General features: G+C 60.6%; 16 protein-coding genes. 12 read left to right on the top strand and 4 right to left on the bottom strand.

Features of this window, described 5'->3' with window-relative positions:
* Nucleotides 1-93 precede the first annotated feature (93 nt).
* From ACX82Z_RS15110 to mnhG, 12 genes are all read left to right on the top strand, one after another.
* The gene (locus ACX82Z_RS15110) at nucleotides 94-1,212 is read left to right on the top strand and encodes a DegT/DnrJ/EryC1/StrS family aminotransferase (protein WP_459589901.1); all 1,119 of its coding nucleotides are present in this window, start codon (nucleotides 94-96) and stop codon (nucleotides 1,210-1,212) included.
* A gap of 6 nt (nucleotides 1,213-1,218) precedes the next feature.
* The gene (locus ACX82Z_RS15105; protein WP_459589900.1) at nucleotides 1,219-1,770 is read left to right on the top strand and encodes a sugar transferase; all 552 of its coding nucleotides are present in this window, start codon (nucleotides 1,219-1,221) and stop codon (nucleotides 1,768-1,770) included.
* A gap of 169 nt (nucleotides 1,771-1,939) precedes the next feature.
* Nucleotides 1,940-3,115: a lipopolysaccharide biosynthesis protein gene (locus tag ACX82Z_RS15100; RefSeq protein WP_459589899.1), complete on the top strand. Its 1,176-nt coding sequence runs from the start codon at nucleotides 1,940-1,942 to the stop codon at nucleotides 3,113-3,115.
* A 105-nt stretch (nucleotides 3,116-3,220) separates the two neighbouring features.
* Complete coding sequence (locus ACX82Z_RS15095; protein WP_459589898.1) at nucleotides 3,221-5,176, top strand: acyltransferase family protein; 1,956 nt, start codon at nucleotides 3,221-3,223, stop codon at nucleotides 5,174-5,176.
* Nucleotides 5,173-6,261 carry a hypothetical protein gene (locus tag ACX82Z_RS15090; RefSeq protein WP_459589897.1) on the top strand — a complete coding sequence of 363 codons (1,089 nt, stop codon included), beginning with the start codon at nucleotides 5,173-5,175 and terminating at the stop codon, nucleotides 6,259-6,261. The genes ACX82Z_RS15095 and ACX82Z_RS15090 overlap by 4 nt, the downstream gene beginning before the upstream one ends.
* Before the next feature lie 206 nt (nucleotides 6,262-6,467).
* Nucleotides 6,468-8,783 carry a hydrogen gas-evolving membrane-bound hydrogenase subunit E gene (gene mbhE, locus ACX82Z_RS15085; RefSeq protein WP_459589896.1) on the top strand — a complete coding sequence of 772 codons (2,316 nt, stop codon included), beginning with the start codon at nucleotides 6,468-6,470 and terminating at the stop codon, nucleotides 8,781-8,783.
* A gap of 4 nt (nucleotides 8,784-8,787) precedes the next feature.
* Nucleotides 8,788-9,195 carry an MnhB domain-containing protein gene (locus tag ACX82Z_RS15080; RefSeq protein ID WP_459589895.1) on the top strand — a complete coding sequence of 136 codons (408 nt, stop codon included), beginning with the start codon at nucleotides 8,788-8,790 and terminating at the stop codon, nucleotides 9,193-9,195.
* On the top strand, nucleotides 9,192-9,575 hold the full coding sequence (locus tag ACX82Z_RS15075; protein ID WP_459589894.1) for a sodium:proton antiporter: 384 nt from the start codon (nucleotides 9,192-9,194) through the stop codon (nucleotides 9,573-9,575). The genes ACX82Z_RS15080 and ACX82Z_RS15075 overlap by 4 nt, the downstream gene beginning before the upstream one ends.
* On the top strand, nucleotides 9,572-11,083 hold the full coding sequence (locus ACX82Z_RS15070; RefSeq protein WP_459589893.1) for a Na+/H+ antiporter subunit D: 1,512 nt from the start codon (nucleotides 9,572-9,574) through the stop codon (nucleotides 11,081-11,083). Before ACX82Z_RS15075 ends, ACX82Z_RS15070 begins: the two co-directional genes overlap by 4 nt.
* A complete protein-coding gene (locus ACX82Z_RS15065) occupies nucleotides 11,080-11,427 on the top strand; it encodes a Na+/H+ antiporter subunit E (RefSeq protein ID WP_459589892.1) in 348 nt (115 codons plus the stop codon). Before ACX82Z_RS15070 ends, ACX82Z_RS15065 begins: the two co-directional genes overlap by 4 nt.
* Nucleotides 11,424-11,714, top strand: coding sequence for a monovalent cation/H+ antiporter complex subunit F (locus ACX82Z_RS15060; protein ID WP_459589891.1), 291 nt, complete (start codon nucleotides 11,424-11,426; stop codon nucleotides 11,712-11,714). Before ACX82Z_RS15065 ends, ACX82Z_RS15060 begins: the two co-directional genes overlap by 4 nt.
* Nucleotides 11,711-12,061 (top strand): monovalent cation/H(+) antiporter subunit G, encoded by a 351-nt coding sequence (mnhG, locus tag ACX82Z_RS15055; protein ID WP_459589890.1) that lies wholly within the window; start codon nucleotides 11,711-11,713, stop codon nucleotides 12,059-12,061. Before ACX82Z_RS15060 ends, mnhG begins: the two co-directional genes overlap by 4 nt.
* Nucleotides 12,062-12,124: 63 nt before the next feature.
* Here the strand turns inward: mnhG and ACX82Z_RS15050 are convergent, their stop codons facing one another.
* From ACX82Z_RS15050 to ACX82Z_RS15035, 4 genes are all read right to left on the bottom strand, one after another.
* Nucleotides 12,125-13,177 carry an NAD-dependent epimerase gene (locus tag ACX82Z_RS15050; protein ID WP_459589889.1) on the bottom strand — a complete coding sequence of 351 codons (1,053 nt, stop codon included), beginning with the start codon at nucleotides 13,175-13,177 and terminating at the stop codon, nucleotides 12,125-12,127.
* Entirely contained in the window at nucleotides 13,174-14,541 is a 1,368-nt protein-coding gene (locus tag ACX82Z_RS15045; protein ID WP_459589887.1) for a UDP-glucose dehydrogenase family protein, read from the bottom strand. The genes ACX82Z_RS15050 and ACX82Z_RS15045 overlap by 4 nt, the downstream gene beginning before the upstream one ends.
* Nucleotides 14,542-14,693: 152 nt before the next feature.
* Nucleotides 14,694-15,929, bottom strand: a complete 1,236-nt coding sequence (locus ACX82Z_RS15040; RefSeq protein WP_459589886.1) for an O-antigen ligase family protein — start codon at nucleotides 15,927-15,929, stop codon at nucleotides 14,694-14,696.
* Nucleotides 15,930-16,193: 264 nt separating this feature from the next.
* The gene (locus tag ACX82Z_RS15035) at nucleotides 16,194-19,841 is read right to left on the bottom strand and encodes a hydantoinase B/oxoprolinase family protein (RefSeq protein WP_459589885.1); all 3,648 of its coding nucleotides are present in this window, start codon (nucleotides 19,839-19,841) and stop codon (nucleotides 16,194-16,196) included.
* Nucleotides 19,842-19,963 lie beyond the last annotated feature (122 nt).

Raw genomic sequence — 19,963 nt, 5'->3', positions numbered from 1 at the left:
GTCGCTGCGCCGGTTGCGAGGCAGGAGGCCATTGTGTATTCCGGCCGCATTCCTCCGGGGCGGCGAATCCAGTTTTAAAAGGGTTATCTCGACATGACGATCGCGTTCATCGACCTTGCTGCTCAGCAAAAGCGTCTGCGTTCCGGCATCGACAATGCGGTTGCGAAAGTGCTCGACGAGGGCAAGTACATCATGGGCCCGCAGGTCGCCGAGTTCGAGCGTCAGCTCGCCGCGTTCTGCGGAGCGGGTCATGCGTTGTCCTGCGCCAACGGAACCGATGCGCTGCAACTGGCGCTGATGGCGCTCGGCGTCAAGGAAGGCGATGCCGTCTTCGTGCCCGCCTTCACCTTCGCCGCTACCGCTGAGATCGTGCCTTTCGTCAACGCGACACCGATTTTCGTCGACGTCGATCCGCGCACGTTCAACATGGACGCCGAAAGCCTCAAGCGCGCTATCGGTCATGCGAAGGAACTCGGGCTTCGGCCAGCCTGCGTCATTCCCGTCGATCTCTTCGGTTTGCCTGCCGATTACGATACGCTGATCGCGATCGCGCGCGAAGAGAAGATGCACGTCGTTGGCGACAGCGCGCAGGGATTTGCGGCCGACTACAAGGGCAGGCGTACGGGCTCGATCTGCGATGTGAGCACGACGTCCTTCTTTCCGGCCAAGCCTCTCGGCTGCTACGGCGACGGCGGCGCGGTCTTTACCAACGATCCGCAACTGGCAGCGCTGATCGATTCCTTCCGTGTCCACGGCAAGGGCACCGACAAGTACAATAACGACCGCCTCGGCCTCAACAGCCGGCTCGACACGCTTCAGGCGGCGATTCTCCTGGAAAAGCTGGCAATTTATGGCGAGGAGATCGAAACGCGGCAGAAAGTTGCCAAGCGCTACGACGCCGCGCTCGGCGATCTCTTCGAGACGCCTTATATTCCCGATGGGCTGACCAGCGTTTGGGCGCAATACACACTGAAACTGGCGGACGAAGCCGCCCGTTCCGCATTGCAGGCGCGCGCAAAGGAAGCCGGCGTTCCGACGATGGTCTATTATCCGGTGCCGCTGCACAAGCTGAACGCGTACAAGGAATTCCCACGCGATCCGAAGGGGCTGGCCGTCAGCGAAGATCTTGCCACGCGCGTCGTCAGCCTGCCCATGCATCCCTATCTCGACGACGAGACGCAGGACACTATCATCGGCGCAGTTCGCGGATAAGATCCGGTGAAGCGGCTGATCGATTTCGTGCTGTCGGCGGGCGGCCTTGTGGCCACCGCGCCCGTCCTGGCCGTGCTCATCTTTCTGATACGGCGCGATTCACCCGGCCCCGGCATTTTCCGGCAGGAGCGGGTGGGCAGGCACGGCGTGACATTCATCTGCTACAAGCTGAGGACGATGGGCATGAATGCGCCGAACGTTCCGACGCATATGGCGCAATCGGTTCAGGTCACGAAGATCGGCGCATGGCTGCGCCGCACCAAACTGGATGAAATACCGCAATTGTGGAATGTGGTCCGGGGCGACATGAGTCTCGTCGGTCCGCGCCCCTGCCTGCCGTCCCAGGTTGAACTGGTGGAGGAGCGCGGCAAACGCGGCGTTCTCGAACTGCGTCCAGGCATTACGGGTTTGGCGCAGGTCAATGGCATCGACATGTCGGACCCGGTGCGTTTGGCTGACAAAGATGCGCAATATTTGAAGACGCAATCACTGATGCTGGATATGCGGCTTCTTGTCCAGACGGTGCGTGGCAAAGGGCAGGGCGACAAGATAGGCTGAAGTCGTACGGGTCCCGTTTCCGGTCGCTACGCATATTCTCGGGGGTCGGTTCGAAGGCCCGGGCGGGCTGCTTCGGCTTTCGACATCATAATCTCGGCGGTGGGTATTCGTGACATTTTGGCGTCAGGTTGGCACTTTAGCGGGAGGAACGGCGGCGGGCCAACTCATCATGGTTGCCGCGTCGCCCATTCTCGCAAGGCTTTATTCGCCGGATGACTTCGGAATATATGCCGTTTTCCTAGCAATATTGTCCATTGCCGCGCCTGTCGTGTCCCTGCGCTACGAGCAGGCGATCATTCTTGCGGGAAACGATGTCGATGCTGCAAACGTAACCGCGGTTTCCGCATTGGCAACGCTGTTGGTTTCGGCGCTGCTGGCCGTTCCGCTCGTTCTGTACGCAAGCGAGATTGCAGGCATCCTCCGCACGCCGGCGCTGATTGCAGTCTTGCCCTTCCTGCCGATTGCCTTGTTGTTGATCGGAGCGTTCCAGATACTTAACGCTGCGTGCCTGCGCGTTGGTGCATACGGTCTCATCGCTCAAACTCGAGCTGTTCGCGCAACCGCGATCGTCGGCGCGCAGATCGCGGCGCACGGCCTGGGCGGTGCTGGTGCGATCGCTGGCCATCTGGTCGGGATGCTTTTTGGCATCGCGTCCCAATTGCGCCTTTTGAAGCGCTCCCTTTCGATGGGGGCGGTGTCCATGCCGCTTATGACAAAACTGGCATATGACTTTCGTGGATTGCCGCTCTGGTCGTGGGGGCCGCTTGCCGCGAGCATCGGAGCGCACCTGCCCGTCATCATCTTCGGACTTCTTTTCTCCATCGGCTTCGCCGGGTTGTTTGCCATGGCGACCCGCGTCCTTGCCGCACCGGTGCAAGTCGTCGGAGATGCCATAGCAGACGTGTTCTTTCGTGACGGGGCAGCAGCTTACCGCGAAGGACGGCTGGGGTCTCTAACCACCTCTATTGCGATCAAGCTGACTCTGATCGCTGCCGTTCCAACGATGATCCTTATCGTCGCTGCACCCTGGCTCTTCCGCATCGCGTTCGGTGAGGAGTGGATCGAGGCTGGTACGATAGCACGATGGCTCGCTCCGTCTCTTCTCGTAACTTTCGTAGCTGGCCCGCTTTCACGAGTTCTCGTGATAACGCGTCAATTTGGCCGTTTAACCGCGTTGCAGCTCCTGAACGGTGTTTTTCGAGCCGGCTCCATCTTTCTCGGCTATTACATCAGCAACGGAGATCCTTGGATCTCGCTGATCACCTTCGCCGTCGCGAGCACCTTCTGTTACGCCCTTATGCTCGTCGTCTGTTTGAACGCGGCACGGTCTGCGCCATCCCCATGACGACCAGTCGATGGAAATGGATGGGACGGTTCAAGTCTCTCAGCAATCAGTGGTGATTGCAGTTGAGGAATAGCGGCAGATCAGTGCGTGTGTTAACCGGATTGCATGCACGATACGGTCAAACAACACTCGGATTTTCGGCTCGCTCAAAGCGCTGAACTGCAGGGCCTTCGGGCGGTGGCCGTGGCGGCCGTGTTTCTCTATCACTTTGACAGCTGGCTATTGCCCAGCGGCTTTATCGGCGTCGATATTTTCTTCGTTTTGTCAGGCTTCCTTATCGGCCGGAAATTGCTGGCGGAGCTTGAAGAGACTGGCCGTATCAAGCTTTTTGCCTTCACCGCTGCGCGTGCCAAGCGGCTATTGCCCAATGCCACCTTGACCCTTGTCGCCACGGCAATCGCGACATGGCTGCTTCTGCCACCCTATCGTTTTTCTGACATTGCTTCGGATATCCGGTCCGCGGCCTTGTTCTTTTCGAATTTTCGCTTCGCGGATAATGCCATTGACTATCTGAGGATAGGCTCGCCGCCGAGCCCGGTTTTGCACTTCTGGTCGCTTTCGATCGAGGAGCAATTCTACATCGGCCTGCCGGCTTTGTTGCTGGCGATCGGCATATGCTTTCGGGGCTGGCGAATAAGAGCTGCCGTTATCCTCATTGGCATCATCGCGGCTATATCCTTTTTGCTTGGATGGAATGCTCTTCAGACATCGCAACCGTCGGCATTCTTCGAAACACAAAACCGGATCTGGCAGCTTGCAATTGGTGTTCTGACCGGCTGCTTCGTTGCAAAGTGCGGGTTGAGGATCAAACATAATCAGGCATTGGCAATTGCCATTGCCGCATGCGCCGGTATCGTCTGGTCCGCGACCATTTTGACGGGCTCGTATCCAGGACCCACCGCGCTTTGGCCCACGCTTTCGACATCGATCTTTCTGGTCGCAATCTTCTGCGGGCCGGAAACGGTGCTGCATCGTGCGTTACGCTTGAGGCCGGTTCAGTGGATCGGCGACCGCTCTTACAGTATTTACTTGTGGCACTGGCCTTTTCTGGTCATCGCGGGACAGTCCTGGCCTGGAAATACGCTGGCGCTCTGGCTGGCTGCTGCGATTTCCATTCTTGTTGCTCATCTGGTCTACGAGCGGGTGGAGCAGCCGATACGTGCTTTCAGGCTTCGAGCATTCCAGGCGGTGCCGGGCGTTTTGGGCGCTATCTCCATGGCATTGCTTGCATCTGTTGCGATCCCATACGCGCCATTGCCGCAAGCTGCTGAGGATAGGCTTGCCGAGATCGAGCGAGCATCCAAGGATTTTGGCCGGAACTATGCCGATGGTTGCCACCTTGGTCTGACGGACACCGAAATTCGTGAATGCGCGTACGGTGATTTGGAGTCGGACCGAACGGTTATGTTGTTCGGCGACAGTCATGCCGCGCGTTGGTTCGAGCCAATTCGCTTGGCTGCCGAGGAGGAGGGATGGCGTTTTCTCACGCGCACCAAAACATCCTGCCCGCCAGCGGATGTGGATATGTGGTACCCCCCGCGCCAGGCATCATACGATGAATGCGCTGTCTGGCGCGCCAATGTGATGGGTGAAATCGCTGCTGAAAATCCGGACGTTCTGATCGTGGCAAGCTTCGCTGACTATCGTGGCTGGATCGAACGCGATGGCCGCTCGGCCGGGATCGACGAAAGCATCGCGCTTTGGTCTGCTGGCTTCCGGTCGATGACGACCGAACTCCCGGCCGATATTCGTTTGGTGTCCATTCGCGACAACCCGCAAATGTTCACGAATTTCATGCACTGCCTGAGCTTCGGTGACGAATGCGATCGATCGAGAGACGACGCACTTCGAAGTATGATCGATGACCGGCGCGTCGCTGCGGAAGCGGATCGCGAAATAGAATTTCTTGATCTCACCGACTATGCCTGCACGCAGACGAAATGCTCACCCCTGTTTGGCGATGAGATCATATATCAGGATCATCATCACTTCACGTCCACCTACGCGGGGAGATTTGCTGACACGTTCGTTCGTCTATTTGGACAGGATGCTCCTCAATGATCGGCAACAAGCTACGGACGATCGGCCGTTTCTTCAGGTCACCGCGCGGGATTGCAGCAAGCGTTGTCGCGTTCATCATGGTTGCCGGTGCCGCATTCCTTTTGCCTGCGCGCGACGATCTAGAGGCAAATTACGTTCGTCTCAGTGCGTCACTCGATCCGGAATATCCCGGTCGTGGTCGTGAGGCAGGGGTGGATGATCGCGACGAGGCAATGGCATACGCTTCTATCGCGACCGCAGCATCCATCGTTGGCGATCGCGAACTTGCCATTACTGCGGCCGACTGGCTCGTGAGCGATGCTGAAAAAGGCGATGGGCGCGTTGGATGGGGCCTGTCGCACGCCTGGGACGCGTTTCAAGATGGGACGGTAAATCCTGCCGATACGATTTACGGGATCACTCAGGGATTCGCCGTCAAGGGATTGCTTGCGGTATATGAGCTTACTGGCGATGAACTCTATGCCGATACGGCCCGCAAAGCGCTCGACTATTATCTTTCGGCCGCAGGCGAATATGTCGAAGATGGTCTGGTTTTCAGATATTCAGATCAGCAGGCCGATCGCCCGTTTGAGGTCTACAATATTGGTGCCTATCTTGCGCCTCAATATCGCAAAGCTGCTGATCTGCTGGGTTCGAGCCACTACGAATCTGTCGCTGCGCTGACGATCCAGAGCCTCGCCGCCAAAACCCAACGGCTGCCATCGGGAGCTGCGTTCTGGAATTACGGCGACTACAACCCCAACCAGTTCAACGATGCCACCCATGCCGGTTTCTTTCTGTACGGCATGTCTGCGGGAGGCGCACCGGAAGGTCTGGTCGAGGGCGTTTCGGCATATCTGCTTGAATTCGAAACTCCCGACGGACACGATTTCTTCCATCCGCATCATCTTCCGGTCTCTTATGACGAATCGCCGCAGGGAAATGCGTGGAGCCTCGGAGCCATGATGTTCGCGCTTTGCAATTCAGGAGATCGGGATTCGGCGATGCGGTTATGGGATAATGGCAGAGAGTTGGTCGTCGACATCGACGGCATACGCCCTAAAGCGCAGGCGCTGCTTGGTTTAGCGAGTTGCCAGCGGCTATAATTCGCAAAATTCTATCCAAGATATGATAGACGAAAACGCTAGACGTCTGCATGTTTATTAAAAAGCGTGCACGGCGCGTGTCGATAAGCCATTCGCATAGTGACGAGATATGAAGTGGCCAAATATCTCGTTTATCACCGTGACAACCAAACTTAACGAGTGTTAGAACCCGGCCCGTATCGGGTTTCAAGCTCTAGGGCATAAGCATGCAACTCCTGACAATGTTAGCCGTTGCACTCGCCGCCGCGGCCTGTGCCCGTCCACTTGCGCCAGTCGCCGGTCGGGCCTTCGGTTGGCTCATGGCACTGGTGCCGTTCGGGCTCTTCGTCTTTTTTCTGTCGCATCTGCCGGATGTCGCCGGTGGTCAGGCGATCGTCCAGTCCGTCGAATGGGCCCCGTCGCTGGGCATCGATCTGGCGTTCCGTCTCGACGGGTTTTCGCTTCTCTTCACGCTCCTGATTACGGGCATCGGCGCGCTTGTCGTGATCTATGCCGGCGCGTATTTCGCCGAAAAGCCGGCGTCGGAGGGCGGCCGCTTCATCGCCTTCATCCTCATGTTCATGACGGCGATGCTGGGCACGGTTTTGGCCGACGATCTTGTCGTCATGTTTGTCTTCTGGGAGGCGACGAGCCTCATTTCATTTGCACTGATCGGTTTCGACGCGCGCACCTACGAGGCGCGCCGCGCAGCACTGCAATCGCTTCTGGTAACGGGCGGCGGCGGCCTTGCGCTGTTTGCCGGCATCCTGCTGATCGGCGCCGAGCTTGGAACGTTCTCGTTCAGTGAGGTTGCGCTGCGCGCGGACGAACTCGTGGCAAGCCCGCTGATGCCGGCGATACTCGTGCTCGTCCTTGCCGGTGCGTTCACCAAGTCGGCGCAGGTGCCGTTCCAGTTCTGGCTGCCCAACGCCATGGCCGCGCCGACGCCGGCGTCCGCATACCTGCATTCGGCGACCATGGTGAAGCTCGGCGTCTACCTGCTCGCACGGTTCGATGAAATCTTTGCATCGGTCCCGGCCTTTGGCACGACGCTCGTCATCGTCGGTTCGCTGACGATGCTGGTCGCCGCCTTCGAGGCGTTGCGCGCGACAGGCTACAAGGCGGTGCTGGCGCAGTCCACGGTCGCCTCGCTCGGTATTCTCGTCATGCTGATCGGGCTTGACGGTGAGGTCGCGCGGGTCGCGACCATCGGCTTCATCATTGCCCATGCCTTCTACAAGGCTGCCCTCTTCTTCTGTGCGGGAACGGTCATCCACGCCACGGGCATCGCGGGGCTGCGCCGTCTTGGCGGGCTGGCGCGGTTCTTGCCGTTCACAGCCGCAGCGGCAGTTCTGGCAAGCCTTTCCATGGCTGGCCTGCCGCCTTTCGCCGGCTTCATCGCCAAGGAATTCCTGTTCGAGGCTCAACTCGAAAGCGGATTTTCCGTCGTTCCCGTCGCCATTGCGGTGATCGTCAATGCCGTCATGGTCGCGGTAGCCGGTGTCGTGGCGCTCAAACCTTTCTTCGCGAAGGCGGAGAAGGATGTGAAGCTGAAACATGGCGAGACCGCCGGCATGCTCGTCGGGCCCCTGTTGCTGGCGCTCGCCGGTGTCGCCATGGGGATTGCGCCCAACACCTTCATGCGCGCGCTGGTCGAGCCTGCCGCGAGTGCGCTCGGCGGAGCGCCCGTCGACGTGTCGATTTCGCTGTGGCACGGGCTGACCCCGATGCTTGCCTTGAGTGCCGCCGTCGTGACAATTGGCGCGCTGGTGTTCTTCAATTGGCGCAGCATCCACATCACGTTGCGCCGCCAGCGTCTCATCCATGATCTTTTCGGCGATCGCGGCTATCAAAAAGTGCTCGATTCCGTACTCGACGTTGCGAAAGCCTCGACGCGTTTTCTACAGAACGGAGACCAGCATCGCTACACGGCGGTGGTGGTGGCGAGCGCTGTCTTCATCGTCGCGTTCGGCGTCATCGTGGGCAGCGGCATGTCAGGCTTTTCCGCCGTCGGCGAGTTGAACGTTCCCGTCGTGATCGTTCTTGCCATCGCGGTCGTCGGCGCGTTTGCTGCCGTGGCGTCACGATCGTTGATCGCTGCGGTCGTCGCCGTCGGCATCGTCGGCTTTGCAGCCGCCATCATCTTCATGCTCAATGGCGCGCCGGACCTTGCTTTGACGCAGTTCTCGGCCGAGGCGCTGCTGGTGCTTATCCTCACGGCCGTGCTGGTGCGCGTACCAACCTCGCGCGATCAGAGCCGGACGATCGGCGAGCGCCGGTTCGATCTCATGCTGTCGATCGCCTTTGGCATCGTCATTTTCATCGGTGTCGCGTCGATGACGTCGGAGCCGCTCGATCTGCGCCTGTCTGAGTTCTTCGCGCAGTCGAGTTATGTCGACGCCTTCGGGCGCAACGTCGTCAACGTCATTTTGGTGGATTACCGCGCCATCGATACGCTGGGCGAAATTGCAGTCGTCGGTTTTGCGGCCATCGGCGTGTGGGCGCTGTTGCGACGCTTGCCCGCCCGCAAGAAGGAGGGCTGACGCAATGCCATCTTTGATACTGACGACGATGGCCCGCCCGTTCTGGATCATCATGCTCGTCGCATCGGTCTATATCCTCCTGCGCGGTCATAACGAGCCGGGCGGCGGGTTCGTCGGTGGGCTGATGGCCGCCGCCGCCTTCGCCATGCTTGCTTTCGCTAATGGCGTCGAGGCCGCGCGGCGAGCGCTCTATTTTCATCCGGTGGCGCTTGTGGGAGCGGGCGTTCTGGCCGCGATCGTCAGCGGCATTCCGGGCCTCTTCACGACCGGCTCGTTTCTGACGCACCTTTGGCCCGAAGTCGCCGGCATCAAGCTTGGCACGACGATCCTGTTCGACATCGGCGTTTATCTCGTCGTCCTCGGCGGCGTACTTTGCCTCATCCTGCGCCTTTATGAGGATGACGACGAATGAACCTGATTTTCGCCTTCGCGCTCGCCTGCCTGATGGGCTGCGGCGTCTACCTTCTTTTGTCGCGCAACATCATGCGCATGATCCTCGGTATTTCGCTTCTTTCAGCGGCGACGAACCTGCTTTTGTTCGTCTCCGGTCGGACGGGCCGCACGGTTCCGCCGGTCATCGAAAGCGGCATCGAAACGCTTGGCGCAGAGGCGGCCAATCCGCTGCCGCAGGCGCTGATCCTCACTGCGATCGTGATCGGCTTCGCGTTGACCGCGTTCGTGGCGGCGCTCGCCCTACAGACCTGGCGCTCCTTTGGCACGCTTGACGGGCGCAACGTGAACACGGCCGAGGAACTTGGTACGCCCTTCGATGACGAAGGCACCGCGAAATGACGGAATCCATTACAGACATGCTTCTTCTCTGGCCGCTGGCCATTCCGTTCGCGACCGCCGCCATCTGCGCCTTCGCCGTCAGCGCGCCGCGCATCCAGCGCATCGCCGCCGCCATCGGCCTTGCGGCCATGTTCGTCGCGTCGGTGCTGCTCGTCATGGCCGTCTTTCGCGACGGTATTCTGGCGATGCAGTTCGGTTCCTGGGCACCGCCCTTTGGCATCACCTTCGTCGCGGATAGGTTCAGCGCGTCGATGGTGCTCGTCACGGCCATTCTTGCGGTCGGGGTCGCGATCTTCGGCATATCCGATATTCGCCGCCGTCAGGAAAAGGCCGGGTTTTATCCGCTTTTCATGGGCTTGCTGACGAGCGTCAACGGCGCGTTCCTGACAGGCGACATCTTCAACCTCTATGTCTGGTTCGAGGTGATGCTGATCACCGCGCTCGGGCTGATCCTGCTCGACCGAACGCGCGCGCAGGTCGACGGCGCGATGAAATATCTGGTCCTGAACCTGTTCGCCACGCTTCTCTTCCTGATGGCGATCGCGCTGCTTTACGGCGTCACCGGAACGCTCAACATGGCCGATCTGGCGCGTGTGCTGCCGGAGACACAGATGTCGACGGCGCTGACGATCTCGGCAATGCTGTTCCTCATCGGTTTCGGCACGAAAGCGGCGTTCTTCCCCGTCTTCTTCTGGCTGCCTGCCTCCTACCATACGGCGTCGATCGTCGTATCCGCGCTGTTTGCGGGCCTTCTGACGAAGGTCGGCGTCTATGCTTGCTTCCGCGTCTTCACGCTGTTCTTCGACGTCGACGCGACAGGCATTCGCCCGCTGATGGGCTGGGTGGCGGCCGGCACGATGCTGTTCGGCGTCTTCGGCGCCGCGATCCAGTGGGACGTGCGGCGCATCCTCGCCTTCCACATCATCAGTCAGATCGGCTATATCCTGCTTGGCCTTGCCATCGCGACGCCGCTCGCATTTGCGGGTGCGATTTTCTATACGATCCACCACATCATCGTGAAGGCGAACCTCTTCTTGCTCGCCGGCGCGATCTACCGTGCGACGGGCACCTACGACCTTCGCAAGGCGGGCGGGTTGATGGCGAGCCGACCGCTTCTGGCTGCGCTGTTCGTCATTCCCGCGCTGTCGCTGGCAGGCCTTCCGCCGCTTTCTGGTTTCTGGGCGAAATTCATGGTCATCGACGCATCGTTCCGCGGTGGTGAGGCATGGCTGGCCGCAGTCGCGCTTTTTGTCGGCATCATGACGATCTTCTCGATGAGCAAGATCTGGATCGAGGCGTTTTGGAAGCCGAGACCGGCGGGACACGTTGTGCGCACGACATTGCCCGGCCTGATGCTGCTGCCGATCGGCCTGCTTGGCGCGATCACCGTCTTCATCGGCCTCAACCCCGAGCCGCTGGCTGCATACTCGCAGGCAGCCGCCGCCGAGTTACTGGACGCATCCGGCTACATCCAGGCGGTGCTTGGCCAGAGCGGAGGTGTCCAATGAGCCGCCGCGTTTCCTGGCCGCTGCGCATATGGCGCATCGCGGTCCTGATCCTCGTTCTCCTGCGCGAATTGTGGCTGTCGTCCGTCGCGGTCGCACGCGCCGTTTTCGCTGAAAAGGGTTCGCAATCTTCCGCGATCGTCGCTGTTCCGCTCAAGTTGCGCACGGATCTCGGCATCACGACGCTGGCGAACTGCATCACGCTGACGCCGGGAACGACATCGCTGCATGTCAGCGAAGACCGGTCTACCATCTACGTCCACGCGCTTAATTCGGAATCGGCGGAGGAAGTCGTCGAATCCATCGCGGTCGCGTTCCAGAACCGAATTGCGGAGATCGAAGGATGATCGAAACCGTCGACAGTCTGTTGACCGGCACCGCGATGGTGCTTCTTCTTCTGGTCATGGTGCCGCTGGCGATCTCGGCCTGGCGCATGATCGTCGGCCCCGGCTATGCAAATCGCTTCATCGCGCTCGACATGCTGACCGGCGTTGCCATCGCCGTCGCTGCACTGACGGCGGTCGCGACGGGACGGCGCCAGTTTCTCGACATCGCGTTCGGCGTGGCGTTGATCGGCTTCATTGCCACTTGCGCCTTCGCCGCGCTGCTCGAACGTAAGGGAGACGGCCAATGATCGTCGCCATCATCGCCATATTGCTCAAGCTTGTCGGCGTCATCTTCCTGTTCATCGCCGCGCTCGGCATCCTGCGCCTGTCCGATCCTTTTCAGCGTATGCATGCGGCGACCAAGGCCGGCACGCTTGGGGCCGGCCTCGTCGTCGCGGGTGCCATGGTAGCGATCGGCACGGTAACGGCGATCGTCATCGGCACGCTGACGGTGATCTTCCTGCTGTTGACGGTCCCGGTCGCCGGGCACCTTCTGGGCCGTGCGGCCTATGTGTCGGGAGCCGAGCTTAACGTGGCAAGCGGACGCGATGCGCTGGAAGGTGTTTTGCCGCGTGGCGGCGACCGAAAAGGATAAAGCGCGTCGCCCGAGAGCGCATGAAGCGATAAACGCCACGCGATGCGAGTCAAAGAATTCGCGTTATGTCCGCACCGACGCTTCGGTGTCGGGCAAGCCATTGTAATAGGCTTGGTACCATTCCACAAACCGCCTTACGCCTTCGGTGACGCTGGTGGTGGCCTTATAGCTGAACTTTGTCCTCAGATCACTGATGTCGGCATAGGTATCGAGAAGGTCGCCCGGCTGGTGCGGGAGTAACTCTAGGATCGCCGTCTTTCCCAGAGCCTGTTCGATCGCATCGATGTACTCGCTCAGCTTCACCGGCCTGCTATTGCCGATATTGTAAATGCGGAACGGCGCGTTGGAGGAGGCCGGGTCCGGCGCATCGCCGTTCCAGTCCGGATCGGGCTTTGCGATGGCGTCGCTTGCCCGTATTACCCCTTCGGTGATGTCGTCGATATAGGTGAAGTCGCGCGTGTGGTTGCCGTTGTTGAACACCGGAACGGGACGGTTTTCCAGAATGTTCTTCGTGAACTTGAAGAGCGCCATGTCCGGCCGGCCCCAGGGACCGTACACGGTGAAGAATCGCAGCCCGGTCGTCGGCAGCGCGAACAGGTGCGAATAGCTGTGCGCCATCAGCTCGTTGGCGCGTTTTGTCGCCGCATAGAACTGGAGCGGGTGGTCGGCGATACTGTGCTCGCTGAACGGCATCTTCGTGTTTGCGCCGTAGACGCTGCTGGTGCTCGCGTAAGTCAGATGCGGCACGTTCGAATAGCGGCAGGCCTCCAATATGTTGGTAAAGGCGACGATGTTGCTTTCGACGTAGGAGTGCGGGTTCTCCAGGCTGTAGCGAATGCCTGCCTGCGCAGCCAGATGGATCACGCGGTCGAAACGATGACTGGTGAAGCAGGCCTCGACGGCCTCACGGTTGGCAAGGTTGGCGCGTAAAAAGCTGTAGCCTCCGCCATGCCTTCTCGAAATATCGTCCAGATGGGCGAGCCTCGCTTCCTTCAGGTCCGGATCGTAATAGTCGTTGACCACGTCGAAGCCGACAACCTCGTCGCCGCGTTCGATCAGGCTCTTTGCGACATGCGCGCCGATGAACCCGGCATTTCCCGTTACGAGGATTTTCATCCCAGTTCCCTTACGGCCTGAAGGGCGGGTTGAATGGTCGCGCGCCCGATGCTGACATAGTGCCAGCCATCATGGGCAAGCCGTTCCGGCACATAGATGTTGCGCCCGTCGAAGATAAGGCGCGCATTCATCCGTAGTGCCATTTCGTCGAAATCGGGCGCTCGAAACTGCTGCCATTCAGTACAGATGGCCAGCATGTCCGCGCCTTCAAGAACGGCGTATTTATCCGCCGCCAAGTGAATTTCGTCGCGTTCGCCATACAGACGGCGGGCTTCCTCCATCGCAGCCGGATCGAAGGCGCGAATGCGTGCGCCGGCGTCCAGCAAGGAATCGATCAGCACCCGGCTCGACGCTTCGCGCATGTCGTCGGTGTTGGGCTTGAACGACAGTCCCCAGATCGCAACGGTCTTGCCGCGCAGCTTGTCGCGACCGCCGAAATGGCCTGCGATCTTTTCGAAAAGCCTTGTCTTCTGGCGGTTGTTGACGGCCTCGACGGCAGCGATCAGCGGCGCTTCGTAGCCGATCTCGTCAGCGGTTCGGAACAAGGCTCGAACGTCCTTGGGAAAGCAACTTCCGCCATAGCCGAGGCCTGGGTAGATGAAGTGGTAGCCGATCCTGGGGTCTGCGCCGATGCCTCGTCGCACCTGCTCGATATCCGCGCCGAGCCGTTCTGCTAGATTGGCGATTTCGTTGATGAACGAGATCTTGGTCGCCAGCATTGCGTTCGCGGCATATTTGGTCAGTTCGGCCGAGCGCACGTCCATATAAAGCGTCCGGTCATGGTTCCGATTGAACGGCTCGTAGACCTCCGCCATCACGGCGCGAGCACGCTGCGAAGACGTTCCGACGATGATCCGGTCCGGTTTGAGGAAATCGGCGACGGCAGCGCCTTCCTTCAGGAACTCCGGGTTGGAAACGACATCGAATGGGAGGGATGACCCCTTTGCCCTCAGGACCGAGCCAAGCTTTTGCGACACCTGATCACAGGTGCCGACCGGTACGGTAGATTTCACCACCACGACCTTGGCGCTTGTCATGTGCGTGCCGATGCTTTCCGCAACAGCGAGGACGTATTGCAGATCCGCCGCCCCGCTTTCGTCCGGCGGCGTGCCGACCGCCACGAACTGGAGGTCGGCATGCTTGACCGCATGCTCGACGTCGCATGTGAAAGAAAGTGTGCCGAGCCGCATGTTTCGCTCGACGATCGCCTCGAGACCGGGCTCGAAAATGGGGATTTCACCCTGGAGCAATCTGTCGATCTTGGCCTGGTCGACATCCATGCAAACCACTTGGTGGCCGACATCTGCCAGGCACGCACCCGTTACCAAGCCTACATAACCGGTTCCAAAAACTGTCAGGCGCATAATCGACCTCTAAGTGATTCCGCTTGGCAAGGCCAGATACATGGCCCAGCCGATCCTGACTTAACTCTGGGCTCGCGACGCCGCTATGACGCTTCCGACGGGCTTATCGCTGCGCAGGAACAACCGTCAACGATATGAGCTTCGCCGGAGTTTTAGCCTGCTACCGGCGATGGCGTGATCTTGTATGCGGCGGACATTCGATCGCGGCTGGTCTGCGCCATCAGGACACCGATATAAAGGAAAATTGCTGCAATGGTCGTCTCGTGCAGCATCGGATTGTGAACCATCCCATAGCTCAGCACCGTAACGGTCACGTAGGCGATATTTAGCCTGACGGATGTGTCTGCATTCCGGCGGTACAGATGCACAACTGCCGTCCATAGCGCGCCGAAGAGCAAAGCGAACCCGATCAGGCCCTGTGAGATCAGTTCGTCGAGAAAGATGTTATGAACATGCTGGTACTGAGCGATGGCTTCGTTCATCGCCGGCGCCAAGAGCACGACAGCATCCATGCGCTCCACTCCCAAACCGATGAGGGGGCTTTGGAGAAACGCCTTCAGTGCGCCAAGCCACATATACAGTCTAATAGTGTCGGAATCGCCGCCGCCCCATTCGGGCGCGTTACCGAGCGCGAATTGGATGGCGGGCACAATCCGTCCTTGGAGAACGCTGTAGAACGGATCGATGAAGCTGAGCGCGACGAGCGCGGCGAAACCTGCGACGGCTGCCGTTGCCCGAACCGTCCAGCTCTTGTTCGAAAGCCACCGCGCGGCTTCCACCAGCACGATGAGCAGAAGCGGCGCAAGCACGGCGCGCGTCTCGGATGCCGCAACCGCCAGGATTCCCGCCAGAAGATAAAGGCTCGAATTGGGTGCCCAGGACGGCGCCGATTTCATCGGCATCATCGCGGCTACCGCACAAATGGAGACGATCAGCGACCATGGCGCCGGATTTCCGCCCATTCCGAAGCGGGCGTTCCCGATAATTCCTATGACGATCGTGACGACGACGGCGAGTACGATGCCGATACGACTTCCAAAAATGAACATGTCCCGGGGATCGCGCACCAGAACCATGCCGATGCCGATAAAGGCGAGGAGACCGATCAGAAAGCTGTATCCCAACTGCCTGTTGTCGATGAACGGATCGCCGCGAAATGCGATCAGAAAAACGGTCCATGCCAGATAGCCGACCGCAAGGAGGAAGAAGAGAGAGGGAACCGCGCGCTTTGATCGATGCCGGACTGCTGCCAGATAGGCGCCGATGATGGCGAACAGGATGGCAACGAGCGGCGAAATGCCGTTGCGAAAGGGAAGACCCGCCGCACCCCCGATCAGAACCAAACGGTCGATCCTGCGCCGAAACAGAAATGCACGTTTGAAATTCATGCGCGGGGTCGTCGGCAGATCGGAATCATCAAGATGCTTTCGACTTTGGAGACAGATGCCGCATTTTCGCTCATCAGGCTTTACAGCCTTTTAATGCGGTCCGATGGCGTGCGCGTCGCAGCCGACGAACGAAAGCCAGTGAAATGCGGCAACGATCAGGCGCGCATCCCACAATAAGCATAATGGATCAAGAAAATTACGCCTCAACGAGGTTCCCCCTGCGTCGCTTGCCATAGGGCGACGCAAGGGGAGGCGTGTGACAATTTATGCCTTACCGTAGCCGCCGGCTGTCGGCGTGATGACCGTCACCGCCTCGCCGGCCTCCAGCGTGGTCTGATCGCAGCCCTTCAACACTTCGATCGAGCCGTCGAGCCGGCGCACTTCGGTGCGGCCGAGCTGGCCTTCGCCGCCGCCCGCCACGCCTTGCGGCTTGACGCTGCGGTGCGATGACAGGATCGCGCAATCCATCTTCTGCCGGAAGCGAAGGGTGCGCGTCGTGCCGTTGCCCGCATCGACCTTGCCCTTGCCGCCCGAACCGTCGCGCAGCGCGAAGTTTTCGAGCACGATCGGAAAGCGCATTTCGAGAATTTCAGGGTCGGTCAGGCGCGAATTCGTCATGTGGACGTGGACGCCCGACGTGCCAGCAAATTGCCGCCCGTCATTCATCCGCCCGGCCGGCGAGCCGGAGCAGATCGTCTCGTAATACTGGTACTCGTTATTGCCGAAAGTCAGGTTGTTCATCGTGCCCTGACTGTTGGCGATCGCGTCCAGCGCGCCGAAAATGGCATTGGTGACATGCTGTGAGGTCTCGACATTGCCGGCCACCACCGCACGCGGGTAGGCGGGCTTGAGCATGCAGCCATCGGGGATGACGATGCGGATCGGGCGAAGGCAACCGGCATTCATCGGGATCGGTGCTTCCACCATGACGCGGAAGCAGTACAGCACCGCCGCGCGCGCGACGGGTTCGGGCGCGTTGAAATTGTTCTCGATGGCGTCCGACGTACCGGTGAAATCGACTGTTGCCGTACGTGCTTCGCGATCGACGGTGATCTTTACCTTGATCGTCTGGCCGGTATCGGTCGGGTACTCGTATTCGCAATCGTCGAGACGGCCGATCAGGCGCGCGACTTCCTCTGCGGCGTTGTCCTGCACATGGCCCATATAGGCCTGCACCACGTCCAGACTGAACTCGTCCACCATGCGGCGAAGCTCAGCCGCGCCGCGCTCGTTGGCGGCGATCTGCGCCTTGAGGTCGGCGATGTTCTGCGCCGGGTTGCGGGCAGGATAGGGGTGATCGGTCAGGAGGTCGTGAAGCTCGGCTTCGCGAAACTCGCCTTGCGCGACGAGGCAGAAATTGTCGATCAGCACGCCTTCTTCATCGACCGTGGTGGCGAGCGGCGTCATCGAGCCGGGAGCCGTTCCGCCGACATCGGCATGGTGACCGCGCGATGCGACCCAGAACAGGATGCCCTTGCCCGCATCGTCGAAGACAGGCGAGACGACCGTGATGTCCGGCAGGTGCGTACCGCCATTATAGGGCGCGTTCAGCGCGAACACGTCGCCGGGCCGCACCTTGCCTTCGTTGAGGCGGATGATCGTCTCGACGGAACGGTCCATCGAGCCGAGATGGACCGGCATGTGCGGCGCGTTGGCGACGAGCGCGCCGGTCTGGTCGAAGACGGCGCAGGAAAAGTCGAGCCGCTCCTTGATGTTGACCGAATGCGCCGTGTTCTGGAGCGCCAGCCCCATCTGCTCGGCGATGTTCATGAAGAGGTTATTGAACACTTCGAGCAGGATCGGGTCGGCCTGCTTCGTACCGATCGCGCGGGCGCGCGCCATCTTTTCGTGGCGGGAAAGCACGATGTGATCGGCGCTCGTAAGACGCGCGGTCCAGCCCGGCTCCACGACGATGGTCTGGTTCGCCTCGATGACGAGGGCCGGGCCGCGCACGCGGTCGCCTGCCGACATGCCCTCGCGGCGGAAAACGCCAGCGTCGTGCCATGTGCCACCAGAAAAGACATTGATCGACTGGTCGCTCGACGCATCGCGCCCCGCGTCATCGGCGCGCGAGCCCTTGGCGGCGGCGTCGCCGCTTTGCCAGCCTTCGATTTCGACGGCCTCGATGGTGACGGGCTTGCCCGGCGTGATGAAGCCGAACTGCGCCTTGTGCATCGCTTCGAATTCGTTGCGCACGGTGTCGAGATCGCCGTCGAAGGTGACATCGAGTGCGGTGTCGGTGCCGTCATAGCGCAGATGCAGCTTGGTGCGTGTCGTCACATCCTCACGGGCGAGGCCCTGTTCGACGAGTTCGGCGAGCACCGCTTCCGACAATTCGCCGGCAAGTGCGTCCATGGCCGCGCGACTGTCTTCCGACAGCGGTTTGACGAGGCCCTGCTGGCGGCTGGCCGTAACGGTGGCAAGCCCCATGCCATAAGCCGAAAGCAGACCCGACAGCGGGTGGATGAGAATGTCCTCCATGCCAAGCGCGTCGGCAACGAGGCACGCATGCTGACCGCCTGCGCCGCCGAAGGAGTTGAGCACGTAGCGCGTCACGTCGTAGCCGCGCTGGACGGAAATCTTTTTGATCGCGTTCGCCATGTTTTCGACGGCGATCTTCAGGAAGCCTTCCGCGATTTCTTCCGCCGAGCGGCCTTCGCCGACGGTGGACGCGATCTCTGCGAACTTCGTCGCGACCGTCTCACGGTCGAGCTTCTGGTCCTGGCCTGGGCCGAAGATCGCAGGGAAGAGGTCGGGATTGAGCTTGCCGAGCATGACGTTGGCGTCGGTCACGGTCAGCGGGCCGCCGCGACGATAGCAGGCGGGGCCCGGATCGGCACCGGCCGAATCGGGGCCGACGCGGAAACGGCCCGGATCGGCATGCAGGATCGAGCCGCCGCCGGCCGCGACGGTGTGGATGCGCATCATCGGCGCGCGGATGCGCACGCCCGCGACTTCCGTGTCGAAGGCGCGTTCGTATTCGCTGGCAGAATGCGCGACGTCGGTGGATGTGCCGCCCATGTCGAAGCCGATGACGCGCTGGAAGCCGGCCTGATCGGCGGTCCGCACCATGCCGACGACGCCGCCGGCGGGGCCGGACAGGATCGCGTCCTTGCCGCGAAAGCGGTCGGCTGCGGTGAGGCCGCCCGACGACATCATGAACTGCAGCGTCGGACCCGTCTCGCCCGCAGGCGTCGCGCCGAGAATGCGTGCGACGCGGCTGACATAGCGCGACAGGATCGGCGACAGATAGGCGTCGACGACCGTGGTGTCGCCACGTCCCACGAGCTTGACCAGCGGCGAGACCTCGTGGCTGACGGAAATCTGGCTGAAGCCCACCGATCTCACCAGTTCGGCAAGTTCGGCCTCATGCGCCGGATTGCGCCAGGAATGCATGAGCACGATGGCGACGGCGTCGATGCCGTCCGCGCGGGCGGCTTCGAGCTTGGCGCGTAGCGCGCTCGTGTCGAGCGGTGTCTCCACTTCGCCATCCGCCAGAAGCCGCTCTTCGACCTCCTCGACGCGCTCGTAAAGTTGTTCGGGCAGGATGATTTCCTTGGCGAAGATGTCCGGCCGCGCCTGATAGGCGATGCGTAGCTGGTCGCGGAACCCCTTGGTGATGAGAAGCAGCGTGCGCTCGCCCTTGCGCTCCAGAAGCGCGTTGGTGGCGACGGTCGTTCCCATACGCACCGTGCCGATCGGCGCGGAGGGCAAATCGTCCATGCTGGCTGCGCCGACGAGGCGTCGGATGCCCTCGATGGCGGCGTCCTCGTAGACGCCGGGATTTTCGGAAAGCAGCTTCATCGGATGAAGCTCGCCTTCAGGGTCGCAGCCGATCACATCAGTGAATGTGCCTCCGCGATCGATCCAGAAGTCCCACTGCCCCGCTGAGGCACCCAAGTGCTGCGACATCGATTATTTCTCCGTTCCACCTCTTTGCGAAACGGTCTTGCGCCGCTCGCTGACAAAATGTTGACAAATTGCCAATGAGCCGTCAACCTCACTTTTGACGCCATGTGAGGCGCCGAGAAACG

This window comes from Aliihoeflea sp. PC F10.4, from assembly GCF_054612275.1.
Note: the sequence above shows the minus strand (reverse complement) of the source record. Positions and strands in the feature narration are given on the sequence as shown.

Excerpts from the sequence above, each read along its gene's own strand:
- ACX82Z_RS15110 (WP_459589901.1), top strand. The coding sequence starts at position 94 with ATGACGATCGCGTTCATCGACCTTGCTGCTCAGCAAAAGCGTCTGCGT.
- ACX82Z_RS15100 (WP_459589899.1), top strand. The coding sequence starts at position 1,940 with ATGGTTGCCGCGTCGCCCATTCTCGCAAGGCTTTATTCGCCGGATGAC.
- ACX82Z_RS15095 (WP_459589898.1), top strand. The coding sequence starts at position 3,221 with ATGCACGATACGGTCAAACAACACTCGGATTTTCGGCTCGCTCAAAGC.
- ACX82Z_RS15090 (WP_459589897.1), top strand. The coding sequence starts at position 5,173 with ATGATCGGCAACAAGCTACGGACGATCGGCCGTTTCTTCAGGTCACCG.
- mbhE (WP_459589896.1), top strand. The coding sequence starts at position 6,468 with ATGCAACTCCTGACAATGTTAGCCGTTGCACTCGCCGCCGCGGCCTGT.
- ACX82Z_RS15080 (WP_459589895.1), top strand. The coding sequence starts at position 8,788 with ATGCCATCTTTGATACTGACGACGATGGCCCGCCCGTTCTGGATCATC.
- ACX82Z_RS15075 (WP_459589894.1), top strand. The coding sequence starts at position 9,192 with ATGAACCTGATTTTCGCCTTCGCGCTCGCCTGCCTGATGGGCTGCGGC.
- ACX82Z_RS15070 (WP_459589893.1), top strand. The coding sequence starts at position 9,572 with ATGACGGAATCCATTACAGACATGCTTCTTCTCTGGCCGCTGGCCATT.
- ACX82Z_RS15065 (WP_459589892.1), top strand. The coding sequence starts at position 11,080 with ATGAGCCGCCGCGTTTCCTGGCCGCTGCGCATATGGCGCATCGCGGTC.
- ACX82Z_RS15060 (WP_459589891.1), top strand. The coding sequence starts at position 11,424 with ATGATCGAAACCGTCGACAGTCTGTTGACCGGCACCGCGATGGTGCTT.
- mnhG (WP_459589890.1), top strand. The coding sequence starts at position 11,711 with ATGATCGTCGCCATCATCGCCATATTGCTCAAGCTTGTCGGCGTCATC.
- ACX82Z_RS15050 (WP_459589889.1), bottom strand. The coding sequence starts at position 13,177 with ATGAAAATCCTCGTAACGGGAAATGCCGGGTTCATCGGCGCGCATGTC.
- ACX82Z_RS15045 (WP_459589887.1), bottom strand. The coding sequence starts at position 14,541 with ATGCGCCTGACAGTTTTTGGAACCGGTTATGTAGGCTTGGTAACGGGT.
- ACX82Z_RS15040 (WP_459589886.1), bottom strand. The coding sequence starts at position 15,929 with ATGAATTTCAAACGTGCATTTCTGTTTCGGCGCAGGATCGACCGTTTG.
- ACX82Z_RS15035 (WP_459589885.1), bottom strand. The coding sequence starts at position 19,841 with ATGTCGCAGCACTTGGGTGCCTCAGCGGGGCAGTGGGACTTCTGGATC.